This is a genomic window from Rhizobacter sp. Root1221 (genome assembly GCF_001425785.1).
GTDB lineage: Bacteria > Pseudomonadota > Gammaproteobacteria > Burkholderiales > Burkholderiaceae_C > Rhizobacter.
In genome coordinates this window covers 151,527-171,139 of sequence record NZ_LMDI01000001.1, presented here as the reverse complement: position 1 = coordinate 171,139, position 19,613 = coordinate 151,527, and the positions used below count along the sequence as shown (strand labels likewise).

The window sequence follows — 19,613 nt, the reverse complement described above, 5'->3', positions numbered from 1 at the left end:
GCATGGCCAAGGACGCCTACAAGTACTTTCGCGTCGAAGCGCGTGAGTTGCTGGAGCAACTCGGCCAAGCTGTGCTGGGTCTGGAGAAGCAGGGTAGCGCGACGCAGACCATCGTGCCGCGCTTGCTGCGCCTGGCGCACACGCTGAAGGGTGCGGCGCGTGTCGTCAAGCAGCCTGAGATTGCGGACTGGGCCCATGCCGTCGAGGACACCTTGGCGCCGTGGCGTGAAGCGACCGTGAACGTGCCGCGCGAGTGCGTCGATCGATTGCTGAATCTGCTCGACCGCATGAGCGCCCAGGTCGCCACGCTGCTGCCCGTGTCCGAGGCCGCATCCGCGGGGCCCGCCCAGTCAATGCCCGGGGAAGCGGTGCGCACGCTGCGCACCGATGTCGCCGAGATGGACGCGCTGCTCGATGGCATCGCACAAACGCACGCCCAAATCGCTTCACTGCGGCGCAGTGGCGAGCGCGTCGCCGGCGCGGGCGTGCTCGCGCGGCGGCTGCTGGGCCAACTGGCGCCGCAACGCAGCCTCGACAACGCCCGGCCGGGCAGCACTGCGCACAAGTCGCAGGTCTTGGCCGCGGAACTGCAAGCGCTCGTCGGCGGACTCGGACAAGGCCTGGTCTCGTCGATCGACCAGGTCGACCGCGAGCTGCGGCAACTGCGCGACGCCGCCGAACAATTGCGGCTGATCCCGGCCGGGGCGCTGTTCGCCACGCTCGAACGCAGCGCGCGCGATGCGGCGCAGACGCTGGGCAAGCGCGTGCGGTTCGAGGGGCGCGGAGGCGAGGTGCGGCTGGACGCGCAAGTGATAGGTGCGGTGCAGGGCGCGCTGCTGCAGGCAGTGCGCAATGCGGTGGCGCATGGCATCGAAGCTCCGGGGGTGCGGCAGGCGGCAGGCAAGGCGTCGGAAGGCCGGATCACGCTCGCGGTCACCCGACGTGGGCGGCATGTCGCGTTCAGCTGCGGCGATGACGGCGCTGGTGTCGATCTCGACGCAGTGCGGCGCAGCGCGCAGCGCAAGGGCCTGCTCGCTGCGGCGACGGACTCGCTCGGTGTCGACGCGCTGCTGCAACTGCTACTGCGCGGCGGGCTCAGCACCGCAGGCACGGTGACCGAGGTCGCCGGGCGCGGCATTGGCCTCGACGTCGTACGCGAAACGGCCGAGAGCCTTGGCGGCGAGGTGTCGGTACGGACCGCGGCGGGGCATGGCACGACACTGGAGCTGAAGGTGCCGCTGTCGCTCGCCGCGATCGAAGCCCTGGTGGTCGAAGTGGCCGGCACGGCGGTCGCGATACCGCTCGATGCAGTACAGCGCACGCTGCGCCTCGCCCCGCAGGACATTGCCCGGAGCGCACAGGGCGACACCATGGTCTACGACGGTAGGGTCATCCCCTGTATCGCCTTGTCCCGGTTGCTCGATGAAACCGCGCCACCGAGCCTCCGGGTCCACTGGACGGTGGTGATTGTCGAAGGCGCCGACGCGCTCGCGGCCGTCGGCGTCGACCGCTTGTTGGCACCTGCCAAGCTCGTGCTTCGGCCGCTGCCCGAGCTGGCCCCGCCGAGCCCGCTGGTGGCCGGGGCCTCGCTGGACGTGGAAGGCAACCCGCAACTCGTGCTGGATGCCGAGGCCCTGGTGCTCGCGGCGGGGCGCGCCGGCGCACCGCCGCGCCCCGCCGAGGCCGCGCGCGTCCCGGTGCTGGTGGTCGACGACTCGCTGACCACCCGCATGCTCGAGCAGAGCATCCTCGAGTCGGCCGGCTATGCGGTGCATGCGGCGGTGTCGGGCGAAGAGGCGCTCGAGCAGGCGCGCCGCCAGCCCTACGCGCTGTTCCTGGTCGACGTCGAAATGCCGGGCATGGACGGCTTCACCTTCATCGAGCGCACCCGCGCCGACCCGGCGCTGCGCGATGTGCCGGCGATGCTCGTCACCTCGCGTTCGTCGGTGGAGGACCGGCAGCGTGGACGAGATGTCGGCGCACAGGCCTATGTCGTGAAGAGCGAGTTCGCGCAGAGCGAGTTTCTCGAGCAGGTGCGCCAGCTGGTGCAGACAACATGATCAGGCTGCGCGTGCTCGTCGTCGAAGATTCCGTCACCGTGAGGAGACGCCTGTGCGAGGTCCTGGCAGCCGACGCCGAGATCGAGATCGTCGGCGAGGCCGAGGACGGCAAGCAAGCCATCGAGCGCTGCCTCGCACTGCGGCCCGACGTGGTCACGATGGACATGATGCTGCCGCTGATGACCGGCCTGGCCGCCACCGAGTACATCATGGCGCACTGCCCGACACCGATCCTGGTGGTCTCGTCGTCGATCAACCGGGGCGAGTTGTTCAAGACGTACGATGCCTTGGCTGCCGGGGCGGTGGACGTGCTAGAAAAGCCCACCGGCGACGAGCCCGAAGGCGACTGGGAGCGGCGCTTCCTCTCCACTCTCAAGCTGGTGGCGCGCATCCGTGTCATCACGCATCTGCGGGCCCGGCAGGGGGCACTCGCCCAGCCCCGTGTGACGCGCGCGGCCGCGTTTGCCGAGCCGGCGACGCTGCGACATCGGTGTCGACTGATCGCCATCGGCGCGTCGACTGGCGGCCCCTCGGCCATTGTCGAGGTGCTGCGCGCCTTGCCGCCGCAGATCCCGTCGCCGGTGCTGCTGGTCCTGCACATCAACGAGCCGTTCGGTAGTGCGTTCGCCGATTGGCTGGACGCGCAAACCCCGCGCCGTGTGAGATATGCGCGGGACGGTGAGCCCGTGGCGGCGGCGGCGGGCTGCGTGGTGATGGCTCCGCCGGACCGCCATCTGGTGCTGCGGGAGAGCAGACTGCTGCTGACGCAGGAACCCGAGCGGCATTACTGCCGGCCGTCGGTGGACATGCTGTTCGAGTCGGTCGCGCACGACTGTGGCGCCAACGCGGCCGGCTGCCTGCTCACCGGCATGGGGCGTGACGGCGCCGCGGGCCTGCTCGCGCTGCGCCGCGCCGGCGGCCTGACCATCGCCCAGGACGAGGCGACATCGGTGGTGTACGGCATGCCGCGCGAGGCAGCCCTGCTCGGCGCCGCGGCGCACATCTTGCCACTGGGCGACATCGGACCCGCGCTGGCCGCGGTGGCGAACACCCAACGCGAGGTGCCCTCATGAACGACACGGTACTGATCGTCGACGACAGCCTGACCGTCCGGATGGATCTGCAGGAGGCCTTCGAGACCTCGGGCTTCCACTCGCGCTCCTGCGCGACCGTGGCGGCGGCGCGCGATGCGTTTGCGCGCGCGCCGGTCGACGTGCTCGTGCTGGACGTGCTGCTGCCCGACGGCGACGGCGTCGAGCTGTTGAAGGAAGTGCGCGCGGGCGCTGCGGGGGCGAACGCCATCATCCTGATGCTGTCGAGCGAGGCCGAGGTGAAGGACCGCATTCGCGGTCTGCGCACTGGCGCCGACGAGTATGTCGGCAAGCCCTATGACGCCAACTACATGGTCGCCAAGGCGCGCGAGCTGTTGCGGCAGCGCCGCGGCGGCGGGGGCGCAAACGCGCGGCCGACCATCCTCATCATCGACGATAGCCCCACTTTCCGGGACGCATTGCGGCGAGCCCTGGAAGACGAGGGCTACGACGTGACGACGGCCGACAGTGGCGAGGCGGGGCTGCGCCTGGCCGCGGCGTCGCGCCCCGGTGCCGTCATCGTCGACGGCGTGCTGCCTGGAGTCGACGGCGCCACGGTGATACGTCGCATGCGGTTCGACGCCGCCTTGCGCGGCGTTCCTTGCCTGCTGTTGACCGGGTCCGAGGATCGCGGCGCCGAGCTTCACGCCCTCGATGCTGGCGCCGATGCGTTCGTGCGCAAGGACGAAGCGATCGAGGTGATCCTGGCGCGGCTGGCAGCCGCGTTGCGCAGCGCCGCCAGTGGCACCACCGACGGACCGGCCAGTCTGCTCGGCCCAAAGAAGATCCTCGCGGTAGACGACAGCCCGACCTACCTGAACGAGCTGGCATCGACGCTGCGCGACGAGGGCTACGACGTGGTGCCCGCGCGCACGGGCGAAGAAGCGCTGGAGTTGCTGGCCGTGCAGCCCGTGGATTGCATCTTGATGGACCTGATGATGCCCGGGCTGGGCGGTCAAGAGACCTGCCGGCGCATCAAGGACGCGCCGCTCGTACGCGACATCCCGCTGATCATGCTGACTGCATCCGAAGACCGCGGCGCGATGCTCGAGGGGCTCGGAGCGGGGGCCGATGACTACATCCAGAAGTCCGGCGAGTTCATGGTGCTGAAGGCCCGCGTGCGGGCGCAGATCCGGCGCAAGCAGTTCGAGGACGAGAACCGCCGCATCCGCGAGGAGCTTTTGTACGAACGGCATGCAGCGTCGCAAGCCCGCGCCGCCCGGGAACTGGCCGAGACGCGTGCTGCGCTGGTCGACGAGCTGCAACGCAAGACCCACGAGCTGGAGCTGGCCACGTTGGCCAAAAGCCAGTTCTTGGCCACGATGAGCCACGAAATACGCACACCACTGAACGCCATCATCGGCATGGCCGGATTGCTCAACGACACGCCGCTGAACGACGAGCAGCGCGAGTTCGCCGCCGTCATTCGCCACAGTGGCGACCATCTGCTGACCGTCATCAACGACATCCTGGACTTCTCGAGCCTGGAGTCGGGCAAGCTGCCATTGGAGAGCTTGCCGTTCGAGGTGAACGGCGTCGTCGAGGACGCCCTGGACCTGGTGGCCGGTCGAGCCCGGGAGAAGGATATCGAGCTCGTCTACGAGCTCGCGCCCGATGTGCCGCACGCGCTGGTGGGCGACGCGGGGCGCGTGCGCCAGATCCTGGTCAACTACCTGTCCAACGCCGTGAAGTTCGTCACTCGGGGCGAGGTGGCCGTGGCGGTGTCGACCACTGCCACCGCGGACGGGCGGCATGAATTGCATTTTGCGGTGCGCGACACCGGCGTCGGCATTCCAAAGGAACGCTTCGACCGGCTGTTCCGCTCCTTCAGCCAAGTGGACGCGTCGACTCAGCGCGAGTTCGGCGGCTCTGGCCTCGGCCTCGCAATCTGCAAGCGGCTGGCCGAGTTGATGGGTGGGCGCGTGTGGGTCGAGAGCGAGTTCGGCCGGGGATCGACCTTCCATTTCAGCTTCGCCGCCGCCTTGCCGGTACAGAACTCCAAGGTGAAGTGGCAGTCCAGCGAAGCCACCCCGCTGGCGGGAGTGCGGGCCTGGATCGTCGACGATAACGACACCAATCGTCGCATTCTCGGCCGCCAGTTGGAGGACTGGGGAATGCAGGTCCGCGGAACTGGCTCGCCGCAGGAAGCGCTGGAATGGGCGCGACGCGGCGATGCCTGCGACCTGGCCATCCTAGATTTCCACATGCCCCAGATGGACGGCCTGCAGCTGGCGCGCGCCCTTCATGCACTGCGCGGTGCTGCTCTCAAACAAGCACTGCTGACCTCGGGGTTCCCTTTGCCGGAAGCCGATGCCCGCGAGGCTGGGCTACTGGCGCAGTTGTCCAAGCCGGTCAAGCACGCGGCGCTGTTCAACACGATCCTCAAGCTGCTCGAACGCCGCGGCTTGGCAACAGCGGCCGCCGCGGCGACGGTGCCGCTGAACGATCTGGCCCGCCGGAATCCACTGCGCATCCTGATTGCGGAGGACAACGCGGTGAACGCCCTGATCCTCACCCTGCTGCTCGAGCACATGGGCTATCGCGCCGACGTGGCCGGCAACGGTGCCGAAGCCATCGCTGCGTTGAAACGCCAGCCCTACGACGTCATCCTGATGGATGTACAGATGCCGGTGATGGACGGCCTTGAAGCGACGCGGCGCATCCGGAATGAGTGGGCGCCGAGCAACTGCCCTCGCATCATCGCGCTCACCGCGGGCGTGATGGCCGAGGAACAGGCAGCCTGCCGAGCTGCCAGCATGGATGATTTCGTGGTCAAACCGCTGGATCGCGCTCACCTTGCAGCTGCGTTGACTCGCTGCAAGCGGCTGTGAGCGGTCCGGTCAACAGCGAGACCGTTCTGCCTCGCACATCTGGACGCCATGTCAGGTGCGGGTGCCGCCCCTCGTGCATGGCAAGTGACTTCGCCGGTTCCTATAGGTGCAAGCGCGCCTCCCGGTTCCTTGGTCGCCAAACGTGCGAAGCACCGCGGGGCGGACCACATCCTCCAGAACCAGCCACGCCGCGCGCAGCGCCACGTGATGGACGAACATGCTGCGGTCGCCGGACTCAGGGAGCTGGCGAGTACTTCAATGTCGTGCTCGTCTGACAGCACGTTGCGCAACATCGTTCCGATCCGCTGGTCGTCATCGACGACCGGCACGCGGCCCGCGCCGCACCGCAGAAGGTGGCACCGCGACGGGCGCTTCCTCCATATGATCACCCCGCGCAGCGGGCAGGATCACCTTGAAGGTGGTTCCACTCCCGGGTTGACTCTCCACGGCGATCTCGCCGCCCAGCCCGTTGACGATGCGCTGACACATGGTCAGCCCCAAGCCCGTGCCCACCCCGGTGGGTTTGGTGGAGAAAAAGGGCGTGAAGAGCATCTTCAGAGTCTCCGTTGTCATGCCCGGCCCGGTGTCGCGAACCTCCACGACCGCGCGACCGATCGCGTCGGTCCCGGTGACCACACGGATCTCGTTGGCGTTCGCATGCCCTTCGGGAATGGCCTGCGCCGCGTTGACGATGAGGTTCAGGAACACCTGGCCCAGGCGCGACTCGTTGGCGTCGACGCAAGGGACCTTGCCATAGGTCTTCACCAGCCGCGCCCGGTGCCGGATCTCGGTCCAGGCCATTCGCAGCGTCGATTCGAGCACTTGATGCACGTCCACCGCCGTGAGGCGGTCCTCTTCGGCGCGGGAGAATATCTTCAAATCCTTGACGATCTCCCGCACACGCAGCGCCGCGTCCCGGGCATCGTGCAGCGATTCCTGCAGCTCCACCAGTCGCGGCGAGACGTTCGCCTCGATGCTCATCTCATCCGCATCCTTCACCGCGAGTTCCAGGTTACCGAGGACGACGGCCAGCGGGTTGTTGATCCCGTGCGCCACCCCGGCTGCCAAGGTGCCCACTGAGGCCATGCGGTCCGAGATCATCAACTGCGCCTGGGCGCGCATCTGCTCGGTCACGTCGCGGCCAATGCTGAACACCAGCCGCTCGCCGCCGACTTGGACCGCCGAGTTGGAGAACTCCATCAGTACGATGCTGCCATCCGCCTTGCGAATCTCGACGGGGGCCGTTCGACCCGAGCCGGTCGCCACGGTTTGCCCGTAGCTCTGCATGTTCTTCTCTTCCCGGCCCAACGCCGCGAAGTCGCGGATGTGCCGTCCGACCATTTGATCGGCGGAATAGCCGAAGGTGTCGGTGAACTGGCGGTTGACCTCGCGAATGACACCGTCGGGTGTGAGTACTGAAATCGCGTCATGCGCGTTTTCTGTGAGCGTCCGATAACGCTGCTCGCTGTCCGCGAGGCTGGAGAACGAGCGCGCGAGCCCGATCTTGCCTTTGGGGCTGATCGTGACCAGTGGGTCCAGCGACGCTTCGATGAGGCTTTGTGCGTGCTGCGAGGTCGCGCGGGCCTGCTCCTCGACACGCCGCCGCTCGGTGATGTCGCGAGCGATGGACGAGAGGCCGATGATCTTGCCATCGGCGTCGCAGATGGGCGACTCGGACAGCGAGACCGGCAGCGGCCCGCCGCCCTTCCTGACCCGGACGGTCTCGAAGTGCCTGATGTGCTCGCCGCTGCGGATCCTCTGGAGGATGGTCGACATATCCTCGGGGTGAGCCGGGTGGATCAGCACCGAGAATCGCCTGCCGATCATCTCCTCCGCCGAGTAGCCGTAGATCTTCTCCGCGCCCCGATTCCAGCTCGTGATGGTTCCGTCTAGGTCCTTGCTGATGATCGCGTCATCGGACGAGTCGACGATGGCCGCGAGCAGCGCGAGCTTTTCCTCCTTGTGGAACTGGGCGCCATGCGGGTGCGTGCTGGCGCCTCTTGCGAGTCGATCCATGTTCTTGCTCCCTGTGCTTGCTTCACGTTCGGACGGGGGCGTCCGAGTCCCACTTCACGCTGGGGAAATGCCGGCCTGGCGGATCAAGATCTCGCTCGCGCACGGCACGCAGCGGCTGCTCGCCGTCCGTGCCTTGCATCGTGATGTCGGTGACGACCGCATTCAAGCGGTTCTCGCGCGGGAGAGGAGGCTCGCTATCGACGACCAGCACTCGCCGGGTGCCAAATGCCCTGGAAGGCGCACGCCGTCATCTTCGCCCTTGCTCGTTCTGATTGTTTCTCTTTCGAACTTGCGGACGTGATCAGTGTAGGCCTGCGCTTCCCCGATGAGACCCGAAAGACTGTAAGAACGGAACGGACATTCGACCGCCTGGACGTTGGACACTTCGCGGTTTGGCACGGACGCCAAAATGTCGAGGCACGCAGCGTGCGTGGCGTCGTACGAGAACGTTACCACGCCGCAGCCGAGGCATGAACGGCCGCCATGTCGCGGCACAAGCACAACAGGCGCTCGTGGTCAAAGCGAACCCGGACCTCGTTGGTACGCAGCGCAGTCTGGATCGCATGCGCCGGGTCGGCGGCGTCGCGCAAGGCGGGCGCGTCCAGCGCATGCCCGGCGCGGCTCGCAATGGCAGCCACCAGCGGCTGGTTCGCCCGGCGGCCGTGGCGCATCACAACGGCGGCTTCACCACTGACCAGGCGCACATAGGTGCCCGGTGGGTAGATGCCCAGCACCTTGACCACGACGGCACCGACCTCGTCGGGCTGGCCGTCCGCCCCGAGACATGCATCGCGCGCCGCCAGTGGGGCAGTGAGCCCCGAGCGGCCCTCGCGCGGGCTGATCTTCGACGTGTACACGTCGATGCGACGCAGCACGCGTGCCAGTCGGTCCTCGGGGGCCAGCTCCGCGAGCGGAAGCTGAGCGCCCGGAACTTGATGGTGCAGCTCCACGACAAACAGCCACAAATCGTCGCACACGCCGGCCGCGCGCAGGAGCTCGGCACTGAGGCCGGCGTGCTGATCGACGCGCCGCTTCTGCTCGGAGGTGAGCGGAAACTCTTGCAGCGCGAGGTGGTTCTGCAGCGTCGTCATGCTGAGGTTCATGGTCAGCGCGGCAAGCCTCAGCGAGGCTCTCTCCTTGTCGCTCCACTGCAGCTGCATGGCGCAATGGTCGGCGACCGCTGCGCACAGCAAGGCATGTTTGCTGCTGTAGTGCTCGAAGGAGGAGGTCGCCGCCTGCACCAGCAAGTACAGCAGCGCGTCGGCGTCGTGTTCGATGACGCTGTGCAAACGCTGCGCGCAGCGGTCGATGCGTTCACTCCAACCCTGCTCGCGGTGCGCGTCGAGCAGCAGCAGCTCCAGGTCCTGATGCAGGGTCGCCACTTCGCCAGGCAGAGGGTGCTGCCATCGATGGTCTCGGGGCGGAATGACGTTCGGCCTCATGGCGCCGACTCTGCCGAGAGCTGCTTTGCTGCCCCTGGCAACTCGATCGTGGCAGCGTCAGCCTCCTCCCGTGCAGGGCGATCGTTTTCTGAACTCATCTCATGGCGGCGAAACGCCTCTGCGATTTTCTCGCGGAGCAGTGCGTCATCCCAAGGCTTGGTGATGAACTTGTACACGGCACCATCGTTGATCGCATCGGTCACCGAATCCACTGTGCTGTGGCCCGTAAGCATGATGCGCACAATGTCAGGATAGAGCCCCTTGACGCGGCGCAGCAGTTCCATCCCGGGCATTTCCGGCATACGTGCGTCACAGACGATCACCCCAACCGGGTGGATCGCCAGTAGCTCAAGTGCCTGGCGGGGACTGGTCGTGCTCAGGATGTGGAAGCCGTCACGCCGCAGCAACCGGTCGAGGGTTGAAAGGATGCTTTCATCGTCGTCCACCAACAGCAGAGTACGTCGGACGGGTTCACTGCGAGAGTACTCGACCGGTAGATGCTTGCCTGCGCCAAGCAGCGCTACCAAGTCGTTTGCTGGCAGCGGACGGCTGAAGTAGTAGCCCTGGATCGCGTCGCATCGGTGGGTGTTCAGGAAGCTCAACTGACCCTCGGTTTCCACACCCTCGGCAACCGTCGTCAAGTTCAGGGACCGGGCCATCGCAATGATGGCCTTCGTGAGCGATGCGCCCTCCACACTGTTGGTCACATCACGGACGAAGGATCGATCGATCTTGACGACGTCAATAGGAAAGTCCTTGAGGTACGACAGACTCGAATAGCCGGTGCCGAAGTCATCCAGCGACAGCGTCACGCCGATCTGTTTGAGCTGCCGCAGCGCCCGCACGACAGCGTCCTTGTCTTGCATGAGCACACTTTCGGTCAGCTCTAGCTCCAAATATCGAGCGGCGAGGCCGGTCTCAGCGAGGACAGCGCGAACAAGTTCCGGCATGTTCTGCTGGCGAAACTGACATGCCGACACATTGACCGCCATCGACAGATCAGGATATCCGGCCGCATGCCACGCCTTGACCTGCGCGCACGCGGTCTTGAGCACCCATTCGCCGATGGGGAGGATCAACCCTGTCTCCTCGGCCAGCGGGATGAAGCGGTCTGGCGGAACCATTCCGACTTCGGGACGGTGCCAGCGGACCAGGGCCTCGACGCCGCGGACTTTACCGCTCTTCATATCGACCTGAGGTTGGTAGTGCAGTTCGAATTCCTGCCGCTCCAGCGCAAGGCACAATGCGTTCTGCAGTGCGATGCGCTCCTCGACCCGAACCCCCATTTCTCGGGTATAGAACTGCACAGCGTGCCTGCCCTGCTCCTTGGCGGCGTACATGGCCACATCTGCGTGCTTCAAGAGCGTTTCGCTGTTGTCTCCATCCTCAGGATAGACGCTCACGCCAATACTGGCGGTCAAAAAAAACTGATGATCTCCCACCGCAAAAGGCTCGGCGAACGCTGCGAGCACCTTTTGCGCCACGTTGTCCGCGTCTTTGAACTGTGCCAGTGACGCCAGAATGATCACGAACTCGTCGCCCCCCAATCGAGCCACTGTGTCGCTGTCGCGGACTGTCACCTGAAGCCTGAGTGCGACTGCCTTGAGCAGAGCGTCACCAACCCCGTGGCCCCAGCTGTCGTTGATGATCTTGAACTGGTCCAGATCGAGGAACAACATTGCAAGCCGCAGCCCCGATCCCTTCATCTGCGCAATGAATTGCGCGGCGCGATCGGCTAGCAGGAGGCGATTGGGCAATCCGGTCAAGGCGTCGTGCGTGGCCTGATGGTGCAAGTTCTCCTCATAGGCCTTACCTTCATCCAACGCTTGCTGCAGCCGCTGCGTCCGCTCCGCGACCCGCCGCTCCAGGTCATCGAGTCGCGCCTGCCGCTCGCGATGCAGCGACCATTTCTCTGACAAGGTGCAAGCGAGCTGCAGCACCTCGATCGTCTCGAACGGCTTGCGCAGAACGAGCAACCGGTCCGAGCGACCCAGTCGAGCGGTGATGTCATCCCAGGAGTATTCGCTGTAGGCGGTGCAGATCACCACCTGGATGCACGGGTCTGTGCGCCACAACGCCTCGATTGTCTGCAGCCCGTCCCAGCCGCCGGGCATGCGCAAATCGACGAAGGCCACGGCGTAGGGACGTCCGACGCTCACCGCCTCGACAGCGCGGCGCCAACCTTGCGCACCCTCCGCGACCAGATCGACTTCAAAGTCGGGGCGTTCGGCGCGCGCGGGCGTCTCGGGTTTGGCGTCCTTGCCGAACAACGAGTGTCCCAAGGCATCGAGCGCCGCAGTGGATGACGCGACTTCGTTCGCCAAGGTCTTTCGGAAACCCTCCAGAACGATTGCGTTGTCGTCGATGACCAGTACCCGCAGCGCACCGGGCCCATCCCCTTGGCCGCGTCGCGCCGCACCATTCTGCGACGCGAATCCGTCGCTCTGTGCCGCCGCTGCGGTGACGAGCCGCGACTGCGGTGACAGCGCGATGGGCGCGTGGTTCGCGCGCCTCGGCATGACATGGCGCAATAAAGAAAGTTGCTTCTTTCGCGCGAACTGTATGGTGCTGGAAGTACGACCCATGGTGAATTGCTCCTCTACTGGCTCAACTTGATGCCGTTTCCGCGATCCTGACGACCGTGTCAGGCGCACTTTCCAATGGCAAAGGCAATGCCAGCGTGAAGCTGGCGCCATGGCCAAGCCCGTCGCTCGAACAGGTCAATGCGCCGCCCAACTCCTGAGCCCAATTGGCGCTTAGATGCAGGCCGAAGCCGTGCCCGTCCGGTTTTGTCGTGAAGCCGTGGTTGAACAACCGCGGCAGATGTTGCGAGTCGATGCCATCGCCATTGTCCCTGACCGTCAGGTGCACGCGCCCCTCTACGAGGGTTGTGCTGAGCCAGATCTGCTTGTCGACGTGGCGCGAAGCGCGAAGCGCGTACTCGGCGTTGTTCAGCAGGTTCGACAGAATCTGCAGCGTCTTATGCCGGTCCACGCGCACGGATCCCATGAACGCGTAGGCCTGATGCAGCGCGATGCCGCGCACCGCGAAGGCGGTCCGGCTGAACGTGAGTGCGGATTCGATCAGGCCGCGAGCGGACACGAGCTCGCGCAACTGAGCGTCAGGTCGGGCCAGCCCCTGCTGGGTGGCGATCACCTCGCTCGCGTGCTTCACGCAAGCCCTGAGAGCCTCCGCTTCTTTCACCAGTGTCTGTTGCCCCGCCTCCAGGTGCTCGCTTAAGCTTGAGACGAACGCTGGCAGCGCCCGCACCCGGTCCTCGCTGACACCGGAAGATGGGCCCTGCGCATGCTCTTGCATGAGTTGGGCAACCTGGCGCAGCTTGCTCAACGGGAACTGGCGCAGCTGGTCGTGGATGAGAGTCGAGGAAACGGTGATCCCCGAGAGAATATTGCCGACGTTGTGAAGGATGCCCGTGGCGATCATTGCCATGCCCGATTCGTACGACTGTGCGCGCAACTGAGCCTGCGTCCGACTCATGCGCAACGCGGCGCGTACGCGCGCACGCAGTTCCGCCGGCGAGAAGGGCTTGGCGATGTAGTCGTCGGCACCCGCCTCCAGCCCTGCAACGCTCGCCTCGTTGCCGCCGCGGGCGGTCGCCAGGATCACGGACACATGACTGAGGCTGGCGCTCGCCTTGATGCGGGTGGTGAGGGCCAGGCCGTCCAACGCCGGCATCATCACGTCCGAGATGACGACATCCACCGAGTGCTGTTGCAGCAACGCCCAGGCTTGCTCGCCATCGGCGGCAGTCAGCACATCGCACTCCGGCTCGAGCAACTCCGCCAGATAGTTGCGCATGTCCAGGTTGTCATCGGCTACCAGTACTTTAGGCAAAAGCGCGCGTGGTGCGGAGGGCGCACCGGTGCTGGCGGTTGGCGGGCATAGATTTGGACTGTCGCTGCGCCAACGAGCGTGCTGCAGCATGGCATCGGTGGCGCAGCGCGCCTGCCCGGCGATCACGCTGGTGTCGGCGCCAAGGTTCGCGAGCCGGTCCACGCCGCGCGGCAAACGTACCCAGAAACGTGCGCCGCGTCCGGACTCGCTGTACACGCCCACACTGCCCCCCATTGACTCCGCCAGCCCCTTCACCAGGGCGAGGCCGATGCCGGTACCGCCGTACTGCCGCGTGGCGGAGTTGTCGATTTGCTGGAAGCGTCCAAACAGCAGCGGCTGTTTGTCGGCCGGGATGCCATGGCCCGAATCCGTGACGGCGAATTCGAAACAATCGTCGCTGACGGGCACCGCCTCGACACGGATCCAGCCGCCGACGGGGGTGAACTTGAGCGCGTTGCTCACGAAATTGAGGACGATCTTCTCGAAGTGCCGTCGGTCCAGACAGATCCTCTCCAGAGCGGGGTCCACGTGCCACGTCAGCGAGCAGGACGTGCCTCCGGCGACGACGGCCGCATCCCCGGCCAATTCGGAGACCAGCGCAGCCAAGTCGACGACCTCCCAATGCAACTCGAACTTGCCCGCTTCGGACTTGGAAAAGTCGAGGATGTCGTTGACGCGGTTGAGCAGCAGCAGGGCGTTGCGGTGTGCGCGCTCGAGTTGAACCCTCCCGCCCGCGACCCATTGCTCCGAGCCGAGCAACTGCCCCAGGGGCGCCAGGATGAGCGTGAGGGGCGTGCGCAATTCGTGGCTCACGTTGGTGAGGAAGTCGCTCTTCGCCCGGTTTGCCGCTTCGGCGGCGTTCTTCGCCTGATTGAGCAGCGCTTCGAGCTTGGTGCGCTCGGCGATCTCCGCCTGCAGGCCATGGTTGGCGTCGGCCAGCGCGCGTGCGCGGCGACGGTTCAGCGACAGCGACCACACCACTGCAGCCATCAGCACGCTCACCAGGAGCCCGCTGGCCAGGATCAGGCGGGGCTTCTGTATGTCAATGGTCGCGTCGAACGCCGGCAGTGTGTTGAAGCGCAGGGTCCATACGCGCCCATTGAACTCGAATGCCTGGTCTGTCGCGAAGGCCCCTGACTCGGGCGACGGTGCCGACGCCCTCTGCTGGCTGTCGTACATCAGCCCGTCGGCGGTAAGTTCAGTGCCGTCGAAAACTTGCAGTTGGATGTTGGGCAGCTTCTCCGACCCGAGAATGCCCCCCATGAGGTCATTCATGCGGAACACCGAGCAGGCCTGGCCGTAGAGCGCGGCACGCCGGCCCTCGGTGGTCGGGGGCACAATCCCACCTGGAAAGACGGGCATGCAGATGAGAAACCCGCTCTGCGCTCCTTCGTTCGTTTCTTGCGCCAGTTTGATCTTGCCTGTCGCGGACGGCAAAGCCATGTCTCGGGAGCGAAGCAGCGCTTCGCGCCGTGTCGGCTCCGAGAACAGATCGAAGCCCAAAGCTCGGCGGTTGCGCCAATCCAAGGGCTCGATGTAGGTTACGGGCACGTACTCCGCGCGCTCACCGGGCGGCTGAATGGCGTACTCCGGGAGTCCCTCGGAACGCGTGCGCTGAATGAATCCATTCAGATCGACCGGAAGCAACCGCCGAGAGAACGCCATCGCCTGAATGCCAGGATAGTTCTTCTCGAGATTGAGCTGGCGCACATAGGCCCGCCATTCGTCACGCGTGACCACGCTGCTGGCTGCGAACAACGCAATCCCGCCTCGTTGGACCTGCTCGTATGCCAACAGGCGTTGCTCGATGGCGAAACGGGCTTCGGCGACCTTGAAGTTGAATCGATCGCGGGCAATTTGACGGACGTCCGACGCCGCGATGCGCCACATCCATGCCGTGGCAGCGAGCAGCAGCCCAAGGGTCAGCAATGGCCATCCGATGGTGTGGAGCATTGCCGCCGGCAGCACACGCTTGCGGGTAGAGCGCCCCGGCAGCCTCAGACTCCAGGTCACAAGCCGGCCTTGGAAGGCGTGGAGCAATGTGCGAACGTCATGTGGCATTTTCTGCCTCGATTGAATCCAGAATGAATCGGCTCAGCCTCAGGCTGAGCGCCGGTGGGAGTGCTGGAATGACGGCCCGGCGGTTCGAAGCGAAGTCGCGCGCAAGTTCGACTTCCATTGGCCCGGCAGTCATTTCAACGCTCCATTTTTGTCAATTCGTCCGCATCTCGGACCCTCGCCCGAGATCTGTGCGACTGCGTCCAGCAGCTCTTCGCTGGCGAAGGTTTCGGGCGCCTGCACTGCCCACCAAGATCTCGTGTAGTGAACTTCATGTGATGGATCTTTCAAAAAGGGGATGCGTGGCTGAAATCGGAGCACGGCGTCAGCCGATCGCCACTGTCAACTTGGCGCTGTACTACGCGCGTAGCTGTTATTGCTTGCCTTGAATGCAGGTCTTATCCGGAACTCGCTCGCGGGCGCGTTGCGCCCGTCGGCGCCTTGGCTTCACCCAGCAGTTCGCGCGCTGCGGCCAGCAACTCTTCGTTGTCGAAAGGCTTGCAAAGGGCACCGTGGGCCCCAAGCGCCAACGCCTGCTTGACGTGCTCTTCGCTATCACCAGAGACGACAAGAACCTTCAAGGGAGTGGGAAGAGGTGTCTCGCGCAGGAATCGCAACACACCGAGGCCATCAATGCCCGGCATGCGAAGGTCCAGCGTCATCAGGTGCGGCTTGAACGTATGCAGGAGCGAGCCCGCGAGGAGACCGTCGCCGGCAATCGCCGTCTCGAACCCCGCGCGGGCGAGCACGCGCTTGATCGTCCGTGCCACCGCCGGCTCATCGTCGACCACCAGAACTCTCTTCGGGCTGCCCGGCATCTCATCGGGTTCCGGTATGCCGTGTTCTCGCATGAACCTGCGAAGTTCCTCTACGGGCACCCGGTAGTCACCGCGACCCGGCAGCCGATAGGCCTGCAGTTCACCTCGCTCTGCCCAGCGAATGACGGTGCGAAAGTTGACCCCGCACCTTCGTGCGGCTTCGCGGGTTGTGAAGGTCTCGGTCATTGGGTTGCATTTCAGGTTTTTCAGTTGACATCATAGGCACGTATGTCACATTAGGCACAATCAATGATCGTGCCTGAATTCACGAGAGACTGAGCGCTTTCAGTGTGGGGCGGACTTCGCACATCGAGCGCGAGCGCAGTGGCGCAAGGAACGGGTGCCGGTGCGGGTGAGGCGGACCATCTGCTCACGGAGGTACAGGCCAGTGCGGTGATCCGTTCAGTTGCCGTCGTAGATGTCGGCTGCGAGGGGTCACCAGGGCGACGCGCTGAACGACGGCCAAGTCAATCAACGCCGAGAGCGCCTGGTCAATGCGCACTCATGGGCGTCGAGGCTACGCGAGGGGATATCGACGTTTCGATCACGTGCGCCTCCCATGATCCGCTGTCTGCGTCGTGCCTGATGCCCTACGGAGCCCACGCTGCGTCCGGACGCACCCGACTCGCCCAAGAGGAGGTGGGAGGTTGAGACTCCCGGATGACCCGGCGTGGTCGGAGAACCTGGCACGTGCACAAGCTTCGCAGATCCGCTCCTTCGCCGGCTTGGACGACGACTCCGAGCGCCACCGCTCCAGCGTGTCCACGCCGACTCCAATCTCACGCGACGCCACCTCCGGTGATGCTCATGTCCTCGAGCTTGATCGGCCGCCATCGCGAGGGTCTGCTGCTTCATGTTCATCTGCCTGCATCTGCTGCTGCGGCGCAGGCAAACCCCGCGCCACATCTGAACTTGTTCGGCGTTGCCCTAAATCGATCCGTTCGCGTAGAGGCTGAGTTCGACTGCTACGAGCGTGGTGCCGGCGGCACCACCCCCGCGTCACAATACTTGTCGCCCCGATAGAACCATGAACCCGGGGGGCAGAGACAACGAGTTGGCTCGATACAGACAGGCATTCAAGGGCCGGGCGGTAGCGCGAATGCTGCCGCCGGAGAGCAGTACCGCGAGCAAGCCGAAAAGGCGCGATACGTTCCTGGCGCCGATGGAAGAAGTCGTGCCATGGGCGGCGCTGTGCGAGGTGAGCCGCTGAGCGGGGAGCCCATTGAGTTCCTGCCGGGCGGGCGGAGGACAAGCGCGAACCGAATGCCAACGGCCGTGCTTCTGCTGACGGACAGCAATCCGTTGAAATTCATCGGCTGGGATCGGTCTCAGTGAGAACAAGTTGCACTGGTACTCACGAACGGTCGCGGCGAGGGCGAACAGCCCGCCGGGATGCCGCCAACGTGCGGGTCAGGCGGCCGCGGGGAGGGCCACTGCCCGTTGGTGCTTGCGCGCAGTGAAGCCTATGGTGCCCGCACCGGCGAGTAGCAACAGCCACGTCTCCGGTTCCGGTATCGGTGCGGACACCGCGACGTAGCTGCTCGCAGAGAGGCCGCCGTACAGCACCGAGTCGCTGTTGTTGGTCATCGTCAGGGCCAGCAGGCCCCCGGGGCCCACGCTGTAGCTGAAGATGTTGCTCAGGCCCCCGATGTTCCAGATTTCGGCGGCAATCGTGGTACTTACGCGGCCGAACAGATTGCTCAGATCGCCCAGCGTCAGCGATGCGAACGAAAAATCATCGCTGTTGAAGGTAGTGGCCAAGGCCGGGGGATTCGAATCACCGTTGATGGCCACCGTGGCCAGGCCGCTGAACGTGAAGGACGAATGGGCGTCAAGTGAGAAGCTTCGCGACCAGGTGGCACGCGCTTCCGCTTCTGCGTACCGGTCGGTCAGCGTGACCCCGGCGTTCAGTGCCGTCTGGCCGACCGACGCGTTGGCGGAGGTGTGCGACCGTTCATTCGTGGTGCCCCCGGCGATGTGTGCTTCGTTGTCACCCATCGTGAGCGCTGGGCCGCCAGCGTGGTGCATGAATGCATGATTCGGCAGCCCCCAAGCTTTTTCCAGTTCCCCAGTGGTCTGGTTGATTGTGGTCGACAGCAGGTCGCGAGCGTTGACGGTGGCATAGCCCTGGCCGCCGTCCCGCCATTCCCCTGGCAGCGAGTGAGGTCCGTCCCATTCAGGGCTGCCCGTCCGCAGCGCCGGTAGCCAACCTTGCAACGCGAAGCTCGCCGAGTAGGTCGTGTCGGCCTGGGCCAGGCTCGTGAAGCAGCAGACCACCGAGGCCAGCGCAATTTGCGTAAGCTTGTTCAAGATGACTCTCCCTTGGGGCCGTGCTTTGCGGCCCTTGTGCCTAAGATCCAGCGAAATAGTAGGCATGGGGTATCGTTTTGTCGCACCCCATTCGCGGGGTCACCCTTCAGGCGCAGCGCATGCGGCCGAATCTCATTGAAGTTGACGATGACAGCGGCACGCGCGGCCTGCGCGCGCGGCAGCGACCGGTGCTCGCATGCGTGACTGTGATGGCGATGCAGACCGCCAGCGTCGAGCGGCTGGCGGTCGAGCCATCGGTGAGTTGGCGGGTGCGCTACGGGTCCTCGCAAGATGACCTGCGTGCAGGTGCATCTCGGAGGGCACACGCGATTCACGAACGGCCGAATGCCGGTTGCTGCCGCTTGCGCGCGGTGAAGCCCACGATGCCCGCACCGGCCAGCAACAAGAGCCACGTCTCCGGCTCCGGGACCGGCGCGGACACCGCAACGTAGCTGCCTGCGTTGAAAGTACCGCGCAGCGCCTGAGCGTGAGCGTGAGCAGGCAATTCGATGGGCCGAGGTCCGCCTTGGGCGTCAAATTTGTTGTGCAGGGACGCAGGGACCCTCGCAGACCACACACCAGGCCGCGCGGCTCTACGCAGACCTGGTGGCCGCAGCGCACGGTGTGGGCCCAAGGAGATCCCGACACCACAACGCGGAGCTCCAACGATCCTTCGCCAGCGGCTCACCACAAGCAGCTCCGTTGAGGACGCGCTGCTGCGGGCCTACACCGAGAGCCGGCTCGGCATGAGCCAGTAGGCCTTGGAGACCAACCTTTCCGTCTCTCGCGTGAGCCGCTTGATTGCCAAGGCTGAGCGCATTCGAGAGGATGGTGTCAAAGGCAGCGCCTGACCCGAAGCGATCTCTCGCTCCGTGAACGCAAGTCGCGGCTCGACCAACGCCCTCCCCCGCGAGTCTGGGCCGTTCCCACCTGATCGCTCCTTGCACGGGAATCGGGAGATCTCCAACTTGACCGTCGGCGGCGGTATCAGCCGACGGCTCGCATCGGGAAGACGAGGAGTCGAAGCCGATGATGAATGGGCTGGAGAAATCAAACTCGGCCATACGAGCAAAAGAACCTGCGATGGATGCGGAGTACGAAACGGCGGCGCTAAGGGGAATTGCTTATCGGT

The 19,613-nt window shown here is 65.3% G+C and carries 11 protein-coding genes; 3 read left to right on the top strand and 8 right to left on the bottom strand.

All coding sequences use genetic code 11. The features are described from left to right. The first annotated feature begins 2 nt into the window (after positions 1 to 2). From ASC87_RS00625 to ASC87_RS00615, 3 genes are read left to right on the top strand one after another with little or no spacing between them, the layout of a single operon-like run. Entirely contained in the window at positions 3 to 2,060 is a 2,058-nt protein-coding gene (locus ASC87_RS00625; RefSeq protein WP_056655020.1) for a response regulator, read from the top strand. Beyond that, positions 2,057 to 3,133 carry a chemotaxis-specific protein-glutamate methyltransferase CheB gene (gene cheB, locus ASC87_RS00620; protein WP_056655017.1) on the top strand — a complete coding sequence of 359 codons (1,077 nt, stop codon included), beginning with the start codon at positions 2,057 to 2,059 and terminating at the stop codon, positions 3,131 to 3,133. The genes ASC87_RS00625 and cheB overlap by 4 nt, the downstream gene beginning before the upstream one ends. Beyond that, positions 3,130 to 5,982, top strand: coding sequence for a response regulator (locus ASC87_RS00615; RefSeq protein ID WP_056655014.1), 2,853 nt, complete (start codon positions 3,130 to 3,132; stop codon positions 5,980 to 5,982). Before cheB ends, ASC87_RS00615 begins: the two co-directional genes overlap by 4 nt. Positions 5,983 to 6,294: 312 nt before the next feature. On the opposite strand, the gene ASC87_RS00610 is transcribed toward ASC87_RS00615, so the two are convergent. From ASC87_RS00610 to ASC87_RS32930, 8 genes are all read right to left on the bottom strand, one after another. Continuing rightward, entirely contained in the window at positions 6,295 to 7,998 is a 1,704-nt protein-coding gene (locus ASC87_RS00610) for a PAS domain-containing sensor histidine kinase (protein WP_056655012.1), read from the bottom strand. 22 nt (positions 7,999 to 8,020) lie between these two features. After that, on the bottom strand, positions 8,021 to 8,209 hold the full coding sequence (locus ASC87_RS32935) for a hypothetical protein (RefSeq protein WP_235581992.1): 189 nt from the start codon (positions 8,207 to 8,209) through the stop codon (positions 8,021 to 8,023). Positions 8,210 to 8,447: 238 nt separating this feature from the next. After that, positions 8,448 to 9,440: an HD-GYP domain-containing protein gene (locus tag ASC87_RS00605; RefSeq protein WP_235581991.1), complete on the bottom strand. Its 993-nt coding sequence runs from the start codon at positions 9,438 to 9,440 to the stop codon at positions 8,448 to 8,450. After that, positions 9,437 to 12,025: an EAL domain-containing protein gene (locus ASC87_RS31450; protein WP_235581990.1), complete on the bottom strand. Its 2,589-nt coding sequence runs from the start codon at positions 12,023 to 12,025 to the stop codon at positions 9,437 to 9,439. Before ASC87_RS31450 ends, ASC87_RS00605 begins: the two co-directional genes overlap by 4 nt. Before the next feature lie 22 nt (positions 12,026 to 12,047). After that, on the bottom strand, positions 12,048 to 15,248 hold the full coding sequence (locus ASC87_RS00595) for a CHASE domain-containing protein (protein WP_162255110.1): 3,201 nt from the start codon (positions 15,246 to 15,248) through the stop codon (positions 12,048 to 12,050). A gap of 503 nt (positions 15,249 to 15,751) precedes the next feature. Next, positions 15,752 to 16,357, bottom strand: coding sequence for a response regulator (locus ASC87_RS00590; protein ID WP_056655003.1), 606 nt, complete (start codon positions 16,355 to 16,357; stop codon positions 15,752 to 15,754). Positions 16,358 to 17,581: 1,224 nt separating this feature from the next. Further along, positions 17,582 to 18,481 carry a PEP-CTERM sorting domain-containing protein gene (locus ASC87_RS00585; protein WP_162255109.1) on the bottom strand — a complete coding sequence of 300 codons (900 nt, stop codon included), beginning with the start codon at positions 18,479 to 18,481 and terminating at the stop codon, positions 17,582 to 17,584. Positions 18,482 to 18,812: 331 nt separating this feature from the next. Further along, positions 18,813 to 18,923 (bottom strand): PEP-CTERM sorting domain-containing protein, encoded by a 111-nt coding sequence (locus ASC87_RS32930; protein WP_235581989.1) that lies wholly within the window; start codon positions 18,921 to 18,923, stop codon positions 18,813 to 18,815. Positions 18,924 to 19,613: the final 690 nt, after the last annotated feature.